The 16,756-nt window shown below is 44.0% G+C and carries 18 protein-coding genes and 1 pseudogene; 17 read left to right on the forward strand and 2 right to left on the reverse strand.

Translation table 11 applies throughout. From position 1 onward, the window contains the following. The 6 genes and pseudogenes from HMPREF3057_RS02690 to HMPREF3057_RS02715 all read left to right on the forward strand — a co-directional run. The coding region (locus tag HMPREF3057_RS02690) for an HAD-IC family P-type ATPase (protein ID WP_070696253.1) at positions 1–1,814 on the forward strand (1,814 nt) is incomplete at its 5' end. Positions 1,815–1,915: 101 nt separating this feature from the next. Further along, a complete protein-coding gene (locus HMPREF3057_RS02695) occupies positions 1,916–2,593 on the forward strand; it encodes a tRNA (adenine(22)-N(1))-methyltransferase (RefSeq protein WP_070696256.1) in 678 nt (225 codons plus the stop codon). Next, complete coding sequence (locus HMPREF3057_RS02700; protein WP_070696259.1) at positions 2,580–3,377, forward strand: Nif3-like dinuclear metal center hexameric protein; 798 nt, start codon at positions 2,580–2,582, stop codon at positions 3,375–3,377. Before HMPREF3057_RS02695 ends, HMPREF3057_RS02700 begins: the two co-directional genes overlap by 14 nt. 16 nt (positions 3,378–3,393) lie before the next feature. Continuing rightward, entirely contained in the window at positions 3,394–4,497 is a 1,104-nt protein-coding gene (locus HMPREF3057_RS02705) for an NAD(P)/FAD-dependent oxidoreductase (protein WP_070696262.1), read from the forward strand. Positions 4,498–4,598: 101 nt separating this feature from the next. Continuing rightward, positions 4,599–5,618 (forward strand): UDP-glucose 4-epimerase GalE, encoded by a 1,020-nt coding sequence (galE, locus tag HMPREF3057_RS02710; RefSeq protein ID WP_070696264.1) that lies wholly within the window; start codon positions 4,599–4,601, stop codon positions 5,616–5,618. Between the two features lies 1 nt (position 5,619). After that, a pseudogene (locus HMPREF3057_RS02715) lies at positions 5,620–6,586 on the forward strand (glycosyltransferase family 2 protein). Positions 6,587–6,661: 75 nt separating this feature from the next. Here the strand turns inward: HMPREF3057_RS02715 and HMPREF3057_RS09915 are convergent. After that, on the reverse strand, positions 6,662–6,865 hold the full coding sequence (locus HMPREF3057_RS09915; protein ID WP_180364441.1) for a ferredoxin: 204 nt from the start codon (positions 6,863–6,865) through the stop codon (positions 6,662–6,664). Positions 6,866–6,910: 45 nt separating this feature from the next. Between HMPREF3057_RS09915 and HMPREF3057_RS02720 the strand changes: the two genes are divergently transcribed. The 9 genes from HMPREF3057_RS02720 (at position 6,911) to whiA (ending at position 13,970) form a co-directional block, all read left to right on the forward strand. Continuing rightward, entirely contained in the window at positions 6,911–7,417 is a 507-nt protein-coding gene (locus HMPREF3057_RS02720) for an SAG1386/EF1546 family surface-associated protein (RefSeq protein ID WP_044020443.1), read from the forward strand. Between the two features lie 9 nt (positions 7,418–7,426). Then, positions 7,427–8,101 carry a (d)CMP kinase gene (gene cmk, locus HMPREF3057_RS02725; RefSeq protein ID WP_049478485.1) on the forward strand — a complete coding sequence of 225 codons (675 nt, stop codon included), beginning with the start codon at positions 7,427–7,429 and terminating at the stop codon, positions 8,099–8,101. Between the two features lie 118 nt (positions 8,102–8,219). Continuing rightward, positions 8,220–8,726: a dihydrofolate reductase gene (locus tag HMPREF3057_RS02730; RefSeq protein ID WP_000162306.1), complete on the forward strand. Its 507-nt coding sequence runs from the start codon at positions 8,220–8,222 to the stop codon at positions 8,724–8,726. A 201-nt stretch (positions 8,727–8,927) separates the two neighbouring features. Further along, positions 8,928–10,160, forward strand: coding sequence for an ATP-dependent Clp protease ATP-binding subunit ClpX (gene clpX / locus HMPREF3057_RS02740; RefSeq protein ID WP_002879862.1), 1,233 nt, complete (start codon positions 8,928–8,930; stop codon positions 10,158–10,160). A gap of 8 nt (positions 10,161–10,168) precedes the next feature. After that, positions 10,169–10,756, forward strand: coding sequence for a ribosome biogenesis GTP-binding protein YihA/YsxC (yihA, locus tag HMPREF3057_RS02745; RefSeq protein WP_000422595.1), 588 nt, complete (start codon positions 10,169–10,171; stop codon positions 10,754–10,756). Positions 10,757–10,765: 9 nt separating this feature from the next. Beyond that, positions 10,766–11,146, forward strand: a complete 381-nt coding sequence (locus HMPREF3057_RS02750; RefSeq protein ID WP_001140420.1) for a RidA family protein — start codon at positions 10,766–10,768, stop codon at positions 11,144–11,146. Between the two features lie 51 nt (positions 11,147–11,197). Continuing rightward, positions 11,198–12,088: an RNase adapter RapZ gene (rapZ, locus tag HMPREF3057_RS02755; protein ID WP_049478488.1), complete on the forward strand. Its 891-nt coding sequence runs from the start codon at positions 11,198–11,200 to the stop codon at positions 12,086–12,088. Further along, entirely contained in the window at positions 12,085–13,062 is a 978-nt protein-coding gene (locus HMPREF3057_RS02760; protein ID WP_001231053.1) for a YvcK family protein, read from the forward strand. Before rapZ ends, HMPREF3057_RS02760 begins: the two co-directional genes overlap by 4 nt. Then, the gene (whiA, locus tag HMPREF3057_RS02765; RefSeq protein ID WP_000011295.1) at positions 13,059–13,970 is read left to right on the forward strand and encodes a DNA-binding protein WhiA; all 912 of its coding nucleotides are present in this window, start codon (positions 13,059–13,061) and stop codon (positions 13,968–13,970) included. The genes HMPREF3057_RS02760 and whiA overlap by 4 nt, the downstream gene beginning before the upstream one ends. A 31-nt stretch (positions 13,971–14,001) precedes the next feature. Here whiA and HMPREF3057_RS02770 read toward each other — a convergent pair whose 3' ends face one another. Continuing rightward, on the reverse strand, positions 14,002–14,970 hold the full coding sequence (locus tag HMPREF3057_RS02770; RefSeq protein ID WP_070696270.1) for an NAD(P)/FAD-dependent oxidoreductase: 969 nt from the start codon (positions 14,968–14,970) through the stop codon (positions 14,002–14,004). 137 nt (positions 14,971–15,107) lie between these two features. On the opposite strand from HMPREF3057_RS02770, the gene cdaA reads away from it, so the two are divergent. After that, a complete protein-coding gene (cdaA, locus tag HMPREF3057_RS02780) occupies positions 15,108–15,965 on the forward strand; it encodes a diadenylate cyclase CdaA (protein WP_070696273.1) in 858 nt (285 codons plus the stop codon). Further along, the gene (locus HMPREF3057_RS02785) at positions 15,952–16,749 is read left to right on the forward strand and encodes a CdaR family protein (RefSeq protein WP_070696276.1); all 798 of its coding nucleotides are present in this window, start codon (positions 15,952–15,954) and stop codon (positions 16,747–16,749) included. Before cdaA ends, HMPREF3057_RS02785 begins: the two co-directional genes overlap by 14 nt. Positions 16,750–16,756 lie beyond the last annotated feature (7 nt).

The raw sequence follows: 16,756 nt of genomic DNA on the forward strand, positions 1-16,756 counted from the left end.
TTTTGGCTCAAGTTCACCATGTCGGGGCAGACAACTATGCTTCCAAACTCATGCTGGAAGCTAAGACAGTGAAACCGATCAACTCCCGTATCATGAAATCGCTAGACAAGCTAGCTGGTTTTACTGGGAAGATTATCATTCCCTTTGGTCTAGCTCTCCTGCTAGAGGCCTTTATTTTAAAAGGCTTGCCCCTCAAGTCATCCGTTGTAAATTCGTCAACAGCCCTTTTGGGTATGCTGCCCAAGGGAATCGCCCTTTTGACCATAACTTCGCTCTTGACTGCGGTGATCAAGCTGGGCTTGAAAAAGGTCTTGGTGCAGGAGATGTACTCTGTCGAGACCTTGGCGCGCGTGGATATGCTCTGTCTGGACAAGACGGGGACCATCACCCAAGGAAAGATGCAAGTGGAGGCTTTTCTTCCTCTGACGGAAACTTATGGTGAAGAGGCTATTGCCAGCATTCTGACCAGCTACATAGCTCACAGTGAGGATAAAAATCCTACAGCTCAAGCCATTCGCCAGCGTTTCCAAGGAAAGGTTGCTTATCCTATGATTTCCAATCTGCCTTTTTCTAGCGACCGCAAGTGGGGGGCTATGGAGTTGCAAGGTTTGGGAACTGTTTTCTTAGGTGCACCTGAGATGTTGTTGGACTCTGAAGTCCCAGAAGCTAGACAGGCTTTGGAGAGAGGGTCACGTGTCTTGGTCTTGGCCCTCAGTCAGGAAAAACTAGATTATCACAAACCACAGAAACCATCTGATATTCAGGCCCTGGCCCTGCTAGAGATCTTGGACCCCATTCGAGAAGGAGCAGCTGAGACGCTGGACTATCTCCGTTCCCAGGAAGTAGGTCTCAAGATTATCTCTGGCGACAATCCAGTTACGGTTTCCAGCATTGCCCAGAAGGCTGGCTTTGCGGACTATCACAGCTATGTAGATTGCTCAAAAATCACGGATGAGGAATTGATGGCCATGGCTGAAGAGACAGCTATTTTCGGTCGTGTTTCCCCTCATCAAAAGAAACTCATCATCCAAACCCTGAAAAAAGCAGGGCATACAACGGCCATGACAGGGGATGGAGTCAATGATATCCTGGCCCTCCGTGAGGCAGATTGTTCGATTGTAATGGCGGAGGGAGATCCGGCGACTCGTCAGATTGCCAATCTAGTTCTCTTGAACTCAGACTTTAATGATGTTCCTGAGATTCTCTTTGAAGGTCGTCGCGTGGTCAATAACATCGCCCATATCGCACCGATTTTCTTGATTAAGACCACCTATTCCTTCTTGCTTGCAGTCATCTGTATCGCTAGTGTTCTTCTGGGACGGTCTGAGTGGATTTTGATTTTCCCTTTCATTCCAATCCAGATTACCATGATTGACCAATTCGTGGAAGGGTTCCCGCCATTCGTTCTGACTTTTGAGCGGAATATCAAGCCTGTTGAGCCAAATTTCCTCAGAAGATCCATGCTTCGTGCCCTACCAAGTGCCCTCATGGTCGTGTTCAGCGTTCTCTTTGTGAAAATTTTTGGAGCGAATCAAGGTTGGTCTGAGTTAGAAATCTCAACCCTACTTTATTATCTCCTTGGGTCTATCGGTTTCTTATCCGTATTTAGAGCCTGCATGCCATTTACCCTCTGGCGAGTCCTCTTGGTTGTCTGGTCAGTAGGTGGTTTCCTAGCCACAGCTCTTTTCCCAATGATTCAAAAGTTGCTTGAAATTTCGACCTTAACAGGACAAACACTGCCTGTTTATGGGGCCATGATGTTGGTCTTTACCGTGATTTTCATCTTGACTAGTCGTTACCAAGCCAGAAAATAAAGAAAGACTGCAATCTGTGGATTGCGGTCTTTTTAGGTGCAAGATTGCTAGCTGAAATGTGGTATAATAAGAGGTAATAGAGTTTTGGAAAGTGAGAGAAGATGATTTCAAAGAGATTAGAATTGGTGGCGTCCTTTGTGTCCCAAGGTGCTGTGTTACTTGATGTGGGGAGTGACCATGCTTATCTGCCTATCGAGTTGGTAGAGAGAGGCCAAATTGAGCGTGCTATTGCTGGTGAGGTGGTGGATGGCCCCTACCAGTCTGCGGTTAAAAATGTTGAGGCTCACGGCCTAAAGGAAAAAATCCAAGTCCGTTTAGCCAATGGCATGGCAGCCTTTGAAGATGTCGACCAAGTATCGGTTATCACCATTGCAGGTATGGGAGGTCGTTTGATTGCTACCATATTGGAAGAAGGCTTGGAAAAGCTGGCTAATGTAGAACGTTTGATTCTCCAGCCCAATAATCGTGAAGACGACTTGCGCATCTGGCTAGAAGACCACGGTTTTCAGATTGTAGCAGAAAGCATCCTAGAAGAAGCTGGCAAATTTTATGAAATTCTAGTAGTGGAAGCGGGACAAATGAAGTTATCAGCAAGTGATGTCCGTTTTGGACCTATCTTGTCCAAAGAAGTCAGCCCAGTCTTTGTCCAAAAGTGGCAAAAAGAAGCAGCTAAGTTAGAATTTGCCCTTAGCCAAATCCCAGAAAAAAATCTGGAAGAACGTCAAGTTCTTGTAGATAAAATTCAAGCCATCAAGGAGGTGCTCCATGTTAGCAAGTGAAGTGATTAAACGTTATGAAGACTTTTGTCCTCAGGAATTTTCCATGGAGGGAGACAGTCGTGGCCTGCAAATCGGTACTTTAGACAAGGAGATCCAAAGGGTTATGGTTGCCCTCGACATTCGTGAAGAGACGGTGGTTGAAGCCATTGAAAAGGGTGTGGACTTGATTATCGTTAAGCACGCGCCGATTTTCCGTCCTATCAAGGATTTGGTCGCTAGCCATCCGCAAAATAAGATTTACATTGACCTGATTAAGCATGACATCGCAGTTTATGTCAGTCACACCAATATTGACATCGTTGAGAATGGTCTCAATGACTGGTTCTGCCAGATGCTAGGTATTGAGGACACGACCTATCTGCAGGAAACAGGCCCAGGACGTGGGATTGGGCGGATTGGAAATATTCAAACTCAGACATTTGGGGAATTGGCACAACATGTCAAGCAAGTTTTTGGTCTAGATAGTCTTCGATTGGTGCATTATCAAGAGAATGACTTGCAGAAGTCTATTTCAAGAGTGGCCATCTGTGGTGGTAGCGGGCAGTCTTTCTATAAGGATGCTTTAGCTAAGGGAGCAGATGTTTATATCACTGGTGACATTTACTACCATACTGCTCAGGATATGCTGTCCGATGGCTTGCTGGCATTGGACCCAGGCCACTATATAGAAGTGCTTTTTGTGGAAAGAATCGTTGCACTTCTTACTCAATGGAAGGAAGAGAAGGGCTGGTCTATTGATATCTTGCCTAGTCAGGCATCGACCGATCCTTTCCACCATATCTAGTTAGAAGGTGAAGACAATGAAAAAAGTTGCCATTATTGGAGCAGGGATTGTAGGGGCAACAGCTGCCTACTACCTTTCTAAAGAAAGTGATCTAGAGGTGACCGTTTTTGACCATGGACAAGGTCAGGCTACCAAGGCAGCAGCGGGAATTATCAGTCCTTGGTTTTCCAAACGCCGTAATAAAGCCTGGTACAAGATGGCGCGCTTGGGAGCTGACTTTTATGTGGATTTGTTGGCTGATTTAGAAAAGTCAGGACAGGAAATCGACTTTTACCAGCGTTCGGGAGTTTTTCTCTTGAAAAAGGATGAATCCAAGTTAGAAGAACTCTATGAACTAGCACTCCAGCGTAGGGAAGAATCTCCCTTGATAGGTCAATTAGCTATTCTAGACCAAGCGTCTGCAAATGAATTATTCCCTGGCTTGCAGGGATTTGACCGCCTGCTCTATGCTTCTGGTGGAGCGAGAGTAGATGGCCAACTCTTAGTGACTCGTTTGCTAAAAGCTAGTCAAGTCAAGCTGGTCAAAGAAAAAGTGAGTCTGACACCTTTGGCATCCGGCTATCAGATTGGTGAAGAGGTGTTTGATCAGGTTATTTTGGCAACAGGAGCTTGGTTGAGGGACATTTTGGAGCCTTTAGGATATGAGGTAGATGTTCGTCCCCAAAAGGGGCAACTCCGAGATTATCAGTTCTCCAAAGACCTAGAATCTTACCCTGTTGTCATGCCAGAAGGGGAGTGGGATTTGATCCCTTTTGCAGGTGGGAAATTGTCCTTAGGTGCTACCCATGAAAATGATATGGGATTTGATTTGACAGTGGATGAAACCTTGCTCCAACAAATGGAGGAGGCAGCCTTACCCCACTATCCAGCCTTGGCAGAAGCGAAATCATCAGGTGAGCGTGTAGGAATTCGCGCCTATACCAGTGATTTCTCCCCTTTCTTTGGACAGGTGCCAGGCTTAGCGGGTGTTTATGCGGCAAGTGGTCTAGGTTCATCAGGCCTCACAACCGGCCCTATCATCGGTTACCATCTAGCTCAACTGGTCCAAGACAAGGAGTTGACCTTGGACCCAGTAAACTACCCAATTGCAAACTATGTCAAGCGAGTAAAAAGCGAGTAAGATTTTACTGAAATTTTAGCAGGTAGTTTAGGATGTCAAATGACATTCCCTATCAAAAATGATAAAATAAGAAAAAATAATCCGAGAATCGAGGAAGAAAGATGCAAGAAAAGATTTTGGTAACTGGTGGTGCTGGATTTATCGGAACCCACACTGTTATTGAGTTGATCCAAGCAGGTCATCAAGTGGTTGTGGTGGATAATCTTGTCAATAGCAATCGTAAAAGTTTAGAAGTTGTTGAAAGAATCACAGGAGTTGAGATTCCTTTTTATGAGGCAGATATCCGTGACACAGATACACTCAGAGATATTTTCAAGCAGGAAGAACCGACTGGTGTGATTCACTTTGCGGGTTTGAAGGCTGTTGGCGAATCAACCCGTATTCCTCTTGCCTACTATGACAACAATATCTCAGGAACTGTTAGCCTTTTGAAAGCTATGGAAGAAAATAACTGTAAGAACATCATCTTCAGTTCTTCGGCGACAGTTTACGGAGACCCTCACACTGTTCCAATCTTGGAAGATTTCCCACTTTCAGTGACCAATCCATACGGTCGTACCAAGCTCATGTTAGAGGAAATTTTGACCGATATCTACAAGGCAGATTCAGAATGGAATGTGGTCTTGCTTCGTTACTTTAACCCAATCGGAGCGCATGAAAGTGGAGACCTAGGAGAAAATCCAAACGGCATTCCAAATAATCTTTTGCCTTATGTTTCACAAGTAGCAGTTGGCAAACTGGAACAAGTACAAGTCTTTGGAGATGATTACGATACAGAAGATGGAACTGGTGTTCGTGACTATATCCACGTTGTAGATCTAGCCAAAGGTCACGTTGCAGCTCTACAAAAGATCCAAAAAGGTTCAGGCCTTAACATTTACAACCTTGGAACAGGTAAAGGCTATTCAGTTCTTGAAATTATCCAAAACATGGAAAAAGCGGTGGGACGTCCTATTCCATACCGCATCGTAGAACGCCGCCCAGGTGATATTGCTGCCTGCTACTCAGACCCTGCAAAAGCCAAAGCAGAACTGGGCTGGGAAGCAGAACTCGACATCACCCAAATGTGTGAAGACGCATGGCGTTGGCAAAGCAAGCATCCAAATGGATTTGAAGACTAAGATGATGATTTCAATCATTGTCCCTTGTTTAAACGAAGAGGAAGTACTTCCTCTTTTTTATCAGTCTGTGGAAGCTCTGCTTCCTGACTTGGGAGCAGAGATCGAGTATGTCTTTGTGGATGACGGGTCTAGCGATGGAACCTTGGAGCTTTTGAAGGCCTATCGGGAGCAAAATCCTGCGGTCCGTTATGTCTCATTCTCACGAAATTTTGGGAAAGAGGCAGCCTTATACGCAGGCTTGCAGCATGCAACTGGAGACTTGGTGGTCGTGATGGATGCAGACCTTCAGGATCCTCCTAGTATGCTACTTGAGATGAAAGCCTTACTAGACCAAAATGCAGACATAGACTGTGTTGGGACACGGAGAACTAGTCGGGAGGGGGAACCCTTTTTCCGTAGTCTCTGTGCGGACCTCTTTTACCGCCTCATGCAAAAAATCAGCCCAGTAGCTCTGCCCTCAGGTGTCCGTGATTTTCGCATGATGAGAAGATCTGTGGTAGATGCTATTTTAACCCTGACCGAGTCCAATCGTTTTTCTAAAGGACTCTTTGCCTGGGTGGGTTTTAAAACGCACTATCTGGACTATCCAAACGTTGAACGACAGGCTGGCAAGACCAGTTGGAGTTTTAGACAGCTCTTTTTCTACTCGATTGAAGGAATTCTTAACTTTTCAGATTTTCCCTTGAGTATAGCCTTTGTAGCGGGACTTCTATCTTGTTTTCTTTCGTTTGTGATGACATTTTTTGTGGTGTTTCGGACCCTTATCTTGGGAAATCCGACATCTGGTTGGACCTCTTTGATGGCTGTCATCCTCTTTCTTGGAGGGATTCAACTCCTGACGATTGGGATTCTCGGTAAGTATATCAGTAAGATTTATCTAGAGACCAAAAAAAGACCACTCTATCTCGTCAAAGAAAAAAGTGACCTTTCTATTATTGAAGGAAAAAAATAACCAAAAAAGACTATAATTTTACCTAGAAATATGCTAAACTAGTAGGTGTGGGAAAAATGAGAAAAAATCAATTATATTTATTCCCTGCTTCCTACGATGGATCTTTTAGAAGTGCTCTTGTAGGACAATTTTTGATGGCCTCCAGAACATCGCTGGTCTCAGCGATTTCTCTTTGCAATTTGACTGGATCATCGTAAAATCGAACGATTCCATTATCATGGTAATCAAAGAGTTCAGAATAGGTTTGGCAAAGCCCGCAGGCAATGCACCGTTCGGGTATAAGTGTGACTTTCATATTTATATTGTAATAAGAAAATGTAAAAAAAACAAGGAGTAAGGTATGGAAAAAGAACCGTGGCAAGAAGATATTTACGAAAACAATGAGGAAGAAACAAGATCAGAGCGTCGACACCGGAAACAAAAAGGGAAAGGCGTTGTTGCGAATCGTGTCTTAACGGTTCTAGCCAGCCTCTTCTTTGTAATCGTTGTAGCGATGGTAGTTGTATTGATTTACCTATCAACCGGAGGAAGCAATCGTACTTCATCTTTGAAGGACTTCTATGATGCATCGTCTCCTTCTACAAGTTCAAGTTCTAAAGTGGAAGCATCATCATCTTCAAGTAGCAAGGTAGAGGAAACATCTTCTTCTGAATCAACACCTTCAGAAAGCAGTTCGGAAGAACATGCAGAGGGTGAAGGAACACTTACAGTACAGCCTGGAGAGGGAGAGGCAGCTCTTGCTCAGCGTGCAGGGATTTCCATTGCCCAGCTAGAGGCTCTAAATCCTTCTCACATGTCATCTGGATCTTGGTTTGCCAATCCAGGTGATGTGATTAAGACAAGATAGGAGTCGGTCATGAAGACAATTCAAATTGCTATCGATGGTCCAGCTTCGAGTGGCAAGAGTACGGTCGCAAAGATTGTCGCTAAGGATTTTGGTTATACTTATCTCGATACAGGTGCTATGTACCGTGCTGCGACTTATATAGCGCTCAAACACCAGTTGAATGCAGGAAATGTAGACCAACTTCTTGAGCTTCTTAACCAACACCCCATTAGTTTTGGTCGTTCAGAAACAGGTGAGCAACTTGTTTTTGTAGGGGATGTTGATATTACGCATCCGATTCGTGAAAATGAAGTGACCAACAAGGTTTCAAGCATTGCTGCCATTCCTGAAGTGCGTGAGAAACTGGTTTCGCTCCAGCAAGAGATTGCTCAGCAAGGCGGTATCGTCATGGATGGGCGTGATATCGGGACAGTTGTTTTACCACAAGCTGAACTCAAGATTTTCCTAGTGGCTTCTGTTGAAGAAAGAGCAGAGCGTCGTTACAAGGAAAATATTGCTAAAGGGATTGAGACTAACTTGGAAACGTTGAAAGAAGAGATTGCGGCGCGTGACTACAAGGATAGTCATCGTGAAACCTCACCTCTCAAACAGGCTGAGGATGCAGTTTACCTTGACACAACTGGACTAAGTATCCAAGAAGTGGTTGAAAAAATTGAATCAGAAGCAAAAAAATATACGTCCTAGGGACGAGAGGAGCAGGCTGAATGAAGCCTGCTCCTTTTCTCTCTTTTGCGCGCGTTTCAAAACAGCCTTTTTGGGAGAATTTTGATAAAATAGTAGTATCAATAAAAAGGACGGAAGCATGACAAAGAAAATCATAGCCATTTGGGCCCAAGATGAAAAAGGTGTGATTGGGAAGGAAGATCGTCTCCCTTGGCATTTGCCAGCAGAGTTGCAACATTTTAAGGAAACAACTTTAAATCATGCTATACTGATGGGACGAGTGACCTTTGATGGTATGGGACGTCGTCTGCTTCCAAAACGGCAAACCCTGATTTTAACGCGAAATAGCGAAGAAGTCATAGATGGGGCGCTCGTATTTCAAGATGTGGAGTCTGTTTTAGCGTGGTATCAGAGTCAGGAAAAAAATCTCTATATCATTGGCGGAAAGCAGATTTTTCAGGCTTTTGAGCCTTATTTAGATGAAATCATCGTGACACAGATTCATGCTCAGGTGGAGGGAGATACCTATTTCCCTGAGGAGTTTGACTTGTCTCATTTTGAGACAGTAGCAAGCAAATCTTACACCCGAGATGAGAAAAACGACTATGATTTTACCATCGAATACCGAGATAGAAAGGAAGTCTAATGGAGCGCAGTATATTTGGATTTTTTACAGCTTTGTTGTGTGTGATCTGTATTTTGACTGGAGCACAGGCTTTTCGTAAGAAGCGCTATGGACTGTCTGCCTTACTCTGGTTGAATGCTTTTACCAATCTGGTAAACAGTGTCCACGCTTTTTATATGACCTTATTTTAGATAGAATGATAAATTAGAATGGAAGGAAATCATGCCTACAAATAGGAAAAATGATATGATGGTTTATTGCTCATTTTGTGGCAAGAGCCAAGAAGAAGTAAAGAAAATAATCGCTGGGAACAACGCCTTTATCTGTAATGAATGTGTGGAATTGGCCCAGGAAATCATTCGGGAGGAGTTGGCTGAGGAAGTTTTGGCAGACTTGTCTGAAGTACCAAAACCAATCGAACTCCTCAATATCTTGAATCACTATGTGATCGGTCAGGATCGCGCTAAACGTGCCTTGGCAGTGGCAGTTTACAACCACTACAAACGCATCAATTTCCATGATACGCGTGAAGAGTCAGAAGATGTGGATTTGCAGAAGTCAAACATCTTGATGATTGGTCCAACTGGTTCAGGGAAAACTTTCTTGGCTCAGACTTTGGCTAAGAGCTTGAACGTGCCTTTCGCTATTGCAGATGCGACGGCTCTGACTGAGGCTGGGTATGTGGGTGAGGACGTGGAAAATATCCTCCTCAAACTTTTGCAGGCTGCTGACTTTAACATCGAACGTGCAGAACGTGGGATTATCTACGTAGATGAAATTGACAAAATTGCCAAGAAGAGCGAGAATGTGTCTATCACACGTGACGTTTCGGGTGAAGGTGTGCAACAAGCCCTTCTCAAGATTATCGAGGGAACTGTCGCTAGCGTGCCGCCTCAAGGAGGACGCAAACATCCACAACAAGAGATGATTCAGGTGGATACTAAAAATATCCTCTTTATCGTAGGTGGTGCTTTTGATGGCATCGAAGAAATCGTTAAACAACGTCTGGGAGAAAAAGTCATCGGTTTTGGCCAAAATAACAAGGCGATTGACGAAAACAGCTCCTACATGCAAGAAATCATCGCAGAAGACATTCAAAAATTCGGTATTATCCCTGAGTTGATTGGACGCTTGCCTGTCTTTGCTGCTCTTGAGCAATTGACGGTCGATGACTTGGTTCGCATCTTGAAAGAGCCAAGAAATGCCTTGGTGAAACAATACCAAACCTTGCTTTCTTATGATGATGTTGAGTTGGAATTTGAAGATGAAGCCCTTCAAGAAATCGCCAATAAGGCTATCGAACGCAAAACTGGTGCGCGTGGTCTTCGGTCTATTATCGAAGAAACCATGCTAGATGTTATGTTTGAAGTACCGAGTCAGGAAAATGTGAAATTGGTCCGCATCACAAAAGAAGCTGTTGATGGAACGGAAAAACCCATTCTAGAAACAGCCTAGAGGTGACTATGGAACTTAATACACACAATGCTGAAATCCTGCTCAGTGCGGCAAACAAGTCCCACTATCCGCAGGATGACCTGCCAGAGATTGCCCTTGCAGGGCGTTCAAATGTCGGCAAGTCTAGCTTTATCAACACCATGTTGAACCGCAAAAATCTTGCTCGTACATCAGGAAAACCTGGGAAGACCCAGTTACTCAACTTCTTCAACATTGATGACAAGATGCGTTTTGTGGATGTACCAGGTTATGGCTATGCCCGCGTTTCTAAAAAGGAACGTGAAAAATGGGGGCGCATGATTGAGGAGTACCTAACGACTCGGGAAAATCTCCGTGCGGTAGTCAGTTTGGTGGATCTCCGCCACGACCCGTCAGCAGATGATGTGCAGATGTACGAATTTCTCAAGTATTATGAGATTCCGGTTATTATCGTTGCGACCAAGGCGGACAAGATTCCTCGCGGTAAGTGGAACAAGCACGAATCAGCAATCAAAAAGAAATTAAACTTTGACCCAAGTGACGACTTCATCCTCTTTTCATCTGTCAGCAAGGCAGGGATGGATCAGGCTTGGGATGCAATATTAGAAAAATTGTGAGGGAAAGAAATGGCAAAAACAATTCATACAGACAAAGCTCCAAAGGCTATCGGACCATATGTTCAAGGGAAAATCGTTGGCAATCTTTTGTTTGCTAGCGGTCAAGTTCCCCTATCTCCTGAAACTGGAGAAATTGTAGGAGAAACGATCCAAGAACAGACAGAACAAGTCTTGAAAAATATCGGCGCTATTTTGGCAGAAGCAGGAACAGACTTTGACCATGTTGTTAAAACAACTTGCTTCTTGAGCGATATGAATGACTTTGTTCCTTTTAACGAGGTTTACCAGACTGCCTTTAAAGAGGAATTTCCAGCTCGTTCAGCTGTAGAGGTTGCACGTCTTCCTCGTGATGTAAAAGTCGAAATTGAAGTGATCGCAGAGATTGGATAAGCTAGTTGAAGTTTGGCTCTGCCAAACTTTTTTTGATATAAGGAGAGATAGATGACAAAGAAACAACTTCACCTGGTGATTGTGACAGGGATGAGTGGCGCAGGGAAAACAGTAGCCATTCAGTCCTTCGAGGATTTGGGATATTTCACTATTGACAATATGCCACCAGCCCTCTTGCCAAAGTTTTTGCAGTTGGTAGAGACCAAGGATGATGACCACAAACTGGCCTTGGTTGTGGACATGCGGAGCCGTTCCTTCTTTTCAGAGATTCAGGCAGTTTTGGATGAATTGGAAAACCAAGATGATTTGGATTTCAAAATTCTCTTTTTGGATGCAAAAGATAAGGAATTGGTGGCCCGTTACAAGGAAACCAGACGGAGTCACCCTCTAGCAGCGGATGGTCGGATTTTGGACGGCATCAAGCTGGAGCGCGAGCTCTTGGCACCTTTGAAAAACATGAGCCAAAATGTGGTGGATACGACAGAACTTACTCCGCGTGAACTTCGTAAAACCATTGCTGAGCAATTTTCGGACCAAGAACAAGCCCAGTCTTTCCGTATCGAAGTCATGTCTTTTGGATTCAAGTATGGTATTCCTATCGATGCAGACTTGGTCTTTGATGTCCGTTTCTTACCAAACCCATACTACCTCCCTGAACTCCGTAATCAGACAGGTGAGGATCAAGCAGTTTATGACTATGTGATGAATCATGAAGAGTCTGAAAGTTTCTATCAGCACTTACTCGCCTTGATTGAACCCATTTTGCCAAGTTACAAAAAAGAAGGCAAGTCTGTTTTAACCATTGCAGTAGGATGTACAGGTGGACAACACCGTAGTGTTGCCTTTGCCAAACGCATAGCTGAGGACCTTGCTAAAAACTGGTCTGTCAATGAAAGCCATCGTGACAAAGACAGAAGAAAGGAAACGGTAAACCGTTCATGAGAAAACCAAAGATAACGGTAATTGGTGGAGGAACAGGTATCCCCGTCATTTTGAAAAGCTTGCGAGAAAAGGATGTTGATATCGCAGCCATCGTAACGGTAGCTGATGATGGTGGCTCTTCTGGTGAACTAAGAAAGAATATCCAACAGCTGACACCACCAGGAGATCTTCGCAATGTCCTGGTAGCCATGTCGGATATGCCTAAATTTTATGAGAAGGTTTTTCAGTACCGCTTTTCAGAAGACGCTGGTGCTTTTGCAGGTCATCCTCTAGGAAATATCATTATAGCAGGGCTTTCTGAAATGCAAGGGTCCACTTATAATGCCATGCAGCTGCTAAGTCTCTTTTTCCACACAACAGGAAAAATCTACCCCTCAAGCGATCAGCCTTTGACACTGCATGCAGTCTTTAAAGACGGTTCTGAGGTGGCAGGTGAGAGCCACATTGCAGATCATCCCGGCATGATCGACCATGTCTATGTGACCAATACCTTGGATGATGAAACGCCCCAAGCCAGCCGTCGAGTGGTCAATACTATCCTAGAGAGTGATATGATCGTCTTGGGGCCTGGTTCCCTCTTTACATCGATTTTGCCCAATATTGTCATTGAGGAGATTGGGCAGGCTCTCTTGGAGACTAAGGCTGAGATTGCCTATGTCTGCAATATCATGACCCAGCGTGGGGAAACAGAGCACTTTTCAGACAGTGACCACGTGGAAGTCCTCCATCGACACTTAGGTAGGCCATTTATTGATACGGTCTTGGTTAATATCGAGAAGGTTCCTAGAGAATACATGGATACCAACCGTTTTGATGAATATTTGGTTCAGGTAGAGCATGATTTTGCTGGTCTTTGCAAGCAGGTCCCTCGTGTGATTTCATCCAACTTCCTTCGTTTGGAAAATGGAGGAGCCTTCCATGATGGCGATTTGATTGTAGATGAATTGATGCGCATTATACAGGTGAGAAAATGAGTTTTACAGTTGCAGTAAAAGAGGAAATTCTTGGTCAACACCATCTCAGTCGTTATGAACTATCGGCCATTATCAAGATGTCTGGCAGTATCGGTCTATCTAGTTCGGGCTTGACCTTGTCAGTCGTAACTGAAAATGCTAAGTTAGCTCGGCACCTTTATGAGTCCTTTCTCCATTTTTATGAGATCAAGTCAGAAATTCGTCACCATCAGAGAAGCAATCTTCGCAAGAATCGTGTCTATACGGTCTATACAGATGAGAGGGTGCAGGAGCTTTTGGCTGATTTGCGGCTTGCGGATTCCTTCTTTGGTTTGGAGACGGGTATTGATCCCGATATCTTAGCAGATGAAGAGGCTGGTCGTGCTTACTTATGTGGGGCCTTTCTGGCAAATGGTAGCATCCGAGATCCTGAGTCTGGCAAGTACCAGTTGGAGATCAGTTCTGTATATCTGGACCACGCCCATGGACTAGCCTCTCTCCTTCAGCAGTTTTTGTTGGATGCCAAGGTTATTGAGCGAAAGAAAGGTGCAGTTACCTATCTCCAGCGTGCAGAGGACATCATGGATTTCTTGATCGTGATTGGGGCTATGCAGGCGCGTGATAACTTTGAGCGCGTCAAGATTTTGCGTGAAACTCGTAACGATCTCAATCGAGCCAATAATGCCGAGACAGCTAATATCGCTCGGACAGTTTCTGCCAGCATGAAGACTATCAATAATATCAGTAAAATCAAAGATAGAATGGGTTTGGAAAATTTACCAGTGGATTTGCAGGAGGTGGCTCGCTTACGGATCCAGCACCCAGACTACTCTATCCAGCAGTTGGCGGATAGCCTGAGCAATCCCCTGACCAAAAGTGGTGTCAACCACAGACTCAGAAAAATAAACAAGATTGCAGATGAACTATAAAACCACGAATCGTTGATCCGTGGTTCTTTTATTATAAACTGGTCGAGTGTTTGGGTTGTACTTTTTGGTCAGGGTCAATGTAGTTAATGGCATTGTTAACAGCTGTTGGAGCTTCACCCAGTCCTGTCGCAATCAAATCAATCTTACCTTCATAGTAGCAGCAGTCGCCGATAGCATAGATACCTGCTTGGCTGGATTCTTGTTTGCTATTGACGATAATCTTGTGACGGTTGAGATCCAGACCCCAATTTTTAAGATTGCCAACAGATGATTTGAAACCATAGTTGACAAAGAGGTGGTCTACTTCGATAGTTTCGGTTTCATCTGATTTGACTTTGGTGATTTCTAGTTTATCGAGTGTTTTTCCATCTCCGATAAGTTGGCTAGGAACGAACGGTGTCTTGATGGTCACAGATGATTCTTGCAAGGCTTGCACACTATGTTCCAAGGCGCGGAAATTATCTCTGCGGTGAACGAGAGTGGTTGGGGCAATCTTTTCAAAAGCCAGAGCCCAGTCCACTGCTGAGTCCCCACCACCAAGGATGGTCACTTTCTTACCAGCGTATTGTTGGATGTTGGAAACGTGGTAGTGGATATTTTCATAGTTTTCAACGCCATCTAATTCGAGCGGACGTGGTTTGAAGGCGCCACCACCCATGGCAATGATAACTGTTTTAGACAGGTGACTTCCTTTAGAGGTTGTAATGGCAAAGCCTTCTTCTTGTTTTTCAATCTCAAGAACTGTTTCATTGAGATGAATAGGGGTATCAAAGCCGTTTAGCTGTTCAATCAAGCGATTGGTCAACTCTTCTCCGGTTAAGTTTGGAAAACCTGGCACATCAAGGATCTGCTTTTCAGGGTAGAGGATGGCTGGTTGACCACCGAGCTGGGGAAGAGAGTCGATGATTTGGACTTTAGCTTGGCGTAGGTGGGCGTAAAAGGCAGCAAAGAGGCCGACTGGACCACCCCCTACAATGGTAATATCATAGAGTTGAGACATGATTTCTCCTTTGTTTTTTCTAGTCAGTTTATTTTATCATATTTTTGCTTAATTTAAAATGAGGTAGGATAGGGGAAAAAATGAGCAGAAAATGGTATAATAGTACGGAAAGTGTTTTGACAGGGAGGAGGCCAGGGATGAATTTTCAACAATTATCCAATTTACAATACTGGACGAGTTTGTTTTCAAGTCCTTGGACGATAGTCATCAATCTGATTGATATTTTGATTGTGACTTATATTTTGTACCATTTTACCAAAGCGATTGCAGGGACTAAAATCATGATATTGGTTCGGGGAGTTTTGGTCTTTATTCTAGGTCAGATTCTGTCCAATATGATTGGTTTAACAACTATTTCCTGGTTGATCAATCAGATCATCACCTACGGGGTGATTGCAGCGGTGGTTATCTTTTCACCAGAGATTCGGACTGGTTTGGAGCGATTGGGTCGGGCTACTGATTTCTTTTCCAATGCCCCTATCAGTGCGGAAGAGCAAATGGTTCGTGCATTTGTGAAATCAGTTGAATACATGAGTCCTCGTAAGATTGGGGCGCTTGTAGTGGTTCAGCGAGTAAGAACCTTGCAGGAATACATCTCGACAGGGATTCCTTTAGATGCTAAAATTTCGGCTGAATTGCTTATCAATATTTTTATTCCCAATACTCCCTTGCATGATGGTGCTGTCATTATCAAGGAAGACCGGATTGCTGTAACTTCAGCCTACCTACCCTTGACTGAAGATACCGGGATTTCCAAGGAGTTTGGAACGCGTCACAGGGCGGCGATTGGTTTGTCGGAAGTATCAGATGCTCTTACCTTTGTGGTTTCGGAAGAAACGGGTGGAATCTCCATCACCTATAATGGAGTCTTTAAGCACGATTTGACCTTGGAAGAGTTTGAATCTGAATTAAGAAGAATCTTACTTCCAAAATCAGAGAAAAAGCAAGGTCTGAAAGAGCGCTTGCTAGGAGGATTGAAACATGAGAAAAAATAGTCTATACATCATTTCTTCCTTCTTTTTCGCCTGCATTCTCTTTATCTATGCAACTTTGACAAACTATCAGAATAGCAACAGTGCCAGACAGGTGCGGACGGAGACTTATACAAACACAGTTCTTAATGTCCCAATTGATATTCAGTATGACAGTGATCAGTATTTTATCAGTGGTTTTACATCTGAGGTGACGGTCTTTCTAACAGGGTCAAACAGAGTTGCTTTGGCGAGTGAGATGCAGGAAAGTACCCGCAAATTTAAGGTGACGGCTGATCTTTCTGATGCTAGTGTAGGAACCATCGAAGTTCCTCTGACTATTGAAAATTTACCGAGTGGTTTGACGGCTGTTGCGACACCGCAAAAGATAACAGTGAAGGTTGGTAAAAAAGCAAAACGAGACAATGTCATTGTTGTGCCGGAGATTGATCCTAGTCAGATTGATTCTCGCGTGAAAATCGATACCGTTACTGTATCAGATGAAAAAGTAACGGTTATTAGTGATGAGGAAACCCTCTCCAAAGTAGATCGTGTCATTGCCATCTTACCGACGAGTGAACGGATAACTAGAAACTACTCGTCCTCTGTTCCTCTACAAGCAGTCGATAAAAATGGAAATGTCTTACCAAGCGTCATTATGCCATTTGACACTACAATGAAAATTACAACCAAAACAGTATCGTCTAGCTCGAGTTCTTCGTCAACGACCTCGTCAACGGGCTCTTCAACCAGCAGTTCGTCTTCAACGAGTTCAGAAACGAAACCAGACTCGTCTAAACAGGACTAAACAAAAT

Origin of the sequence: Streptococcus sp. HMSC072D05 (assembly GCF_001815805.1) — a bacterium.
In the GTDB taxonomy this organism is placed as follows: Bacteria; Bacillota; Bacilli; order Lactobacillales; family Streptococcaceae; genus Streptococcus.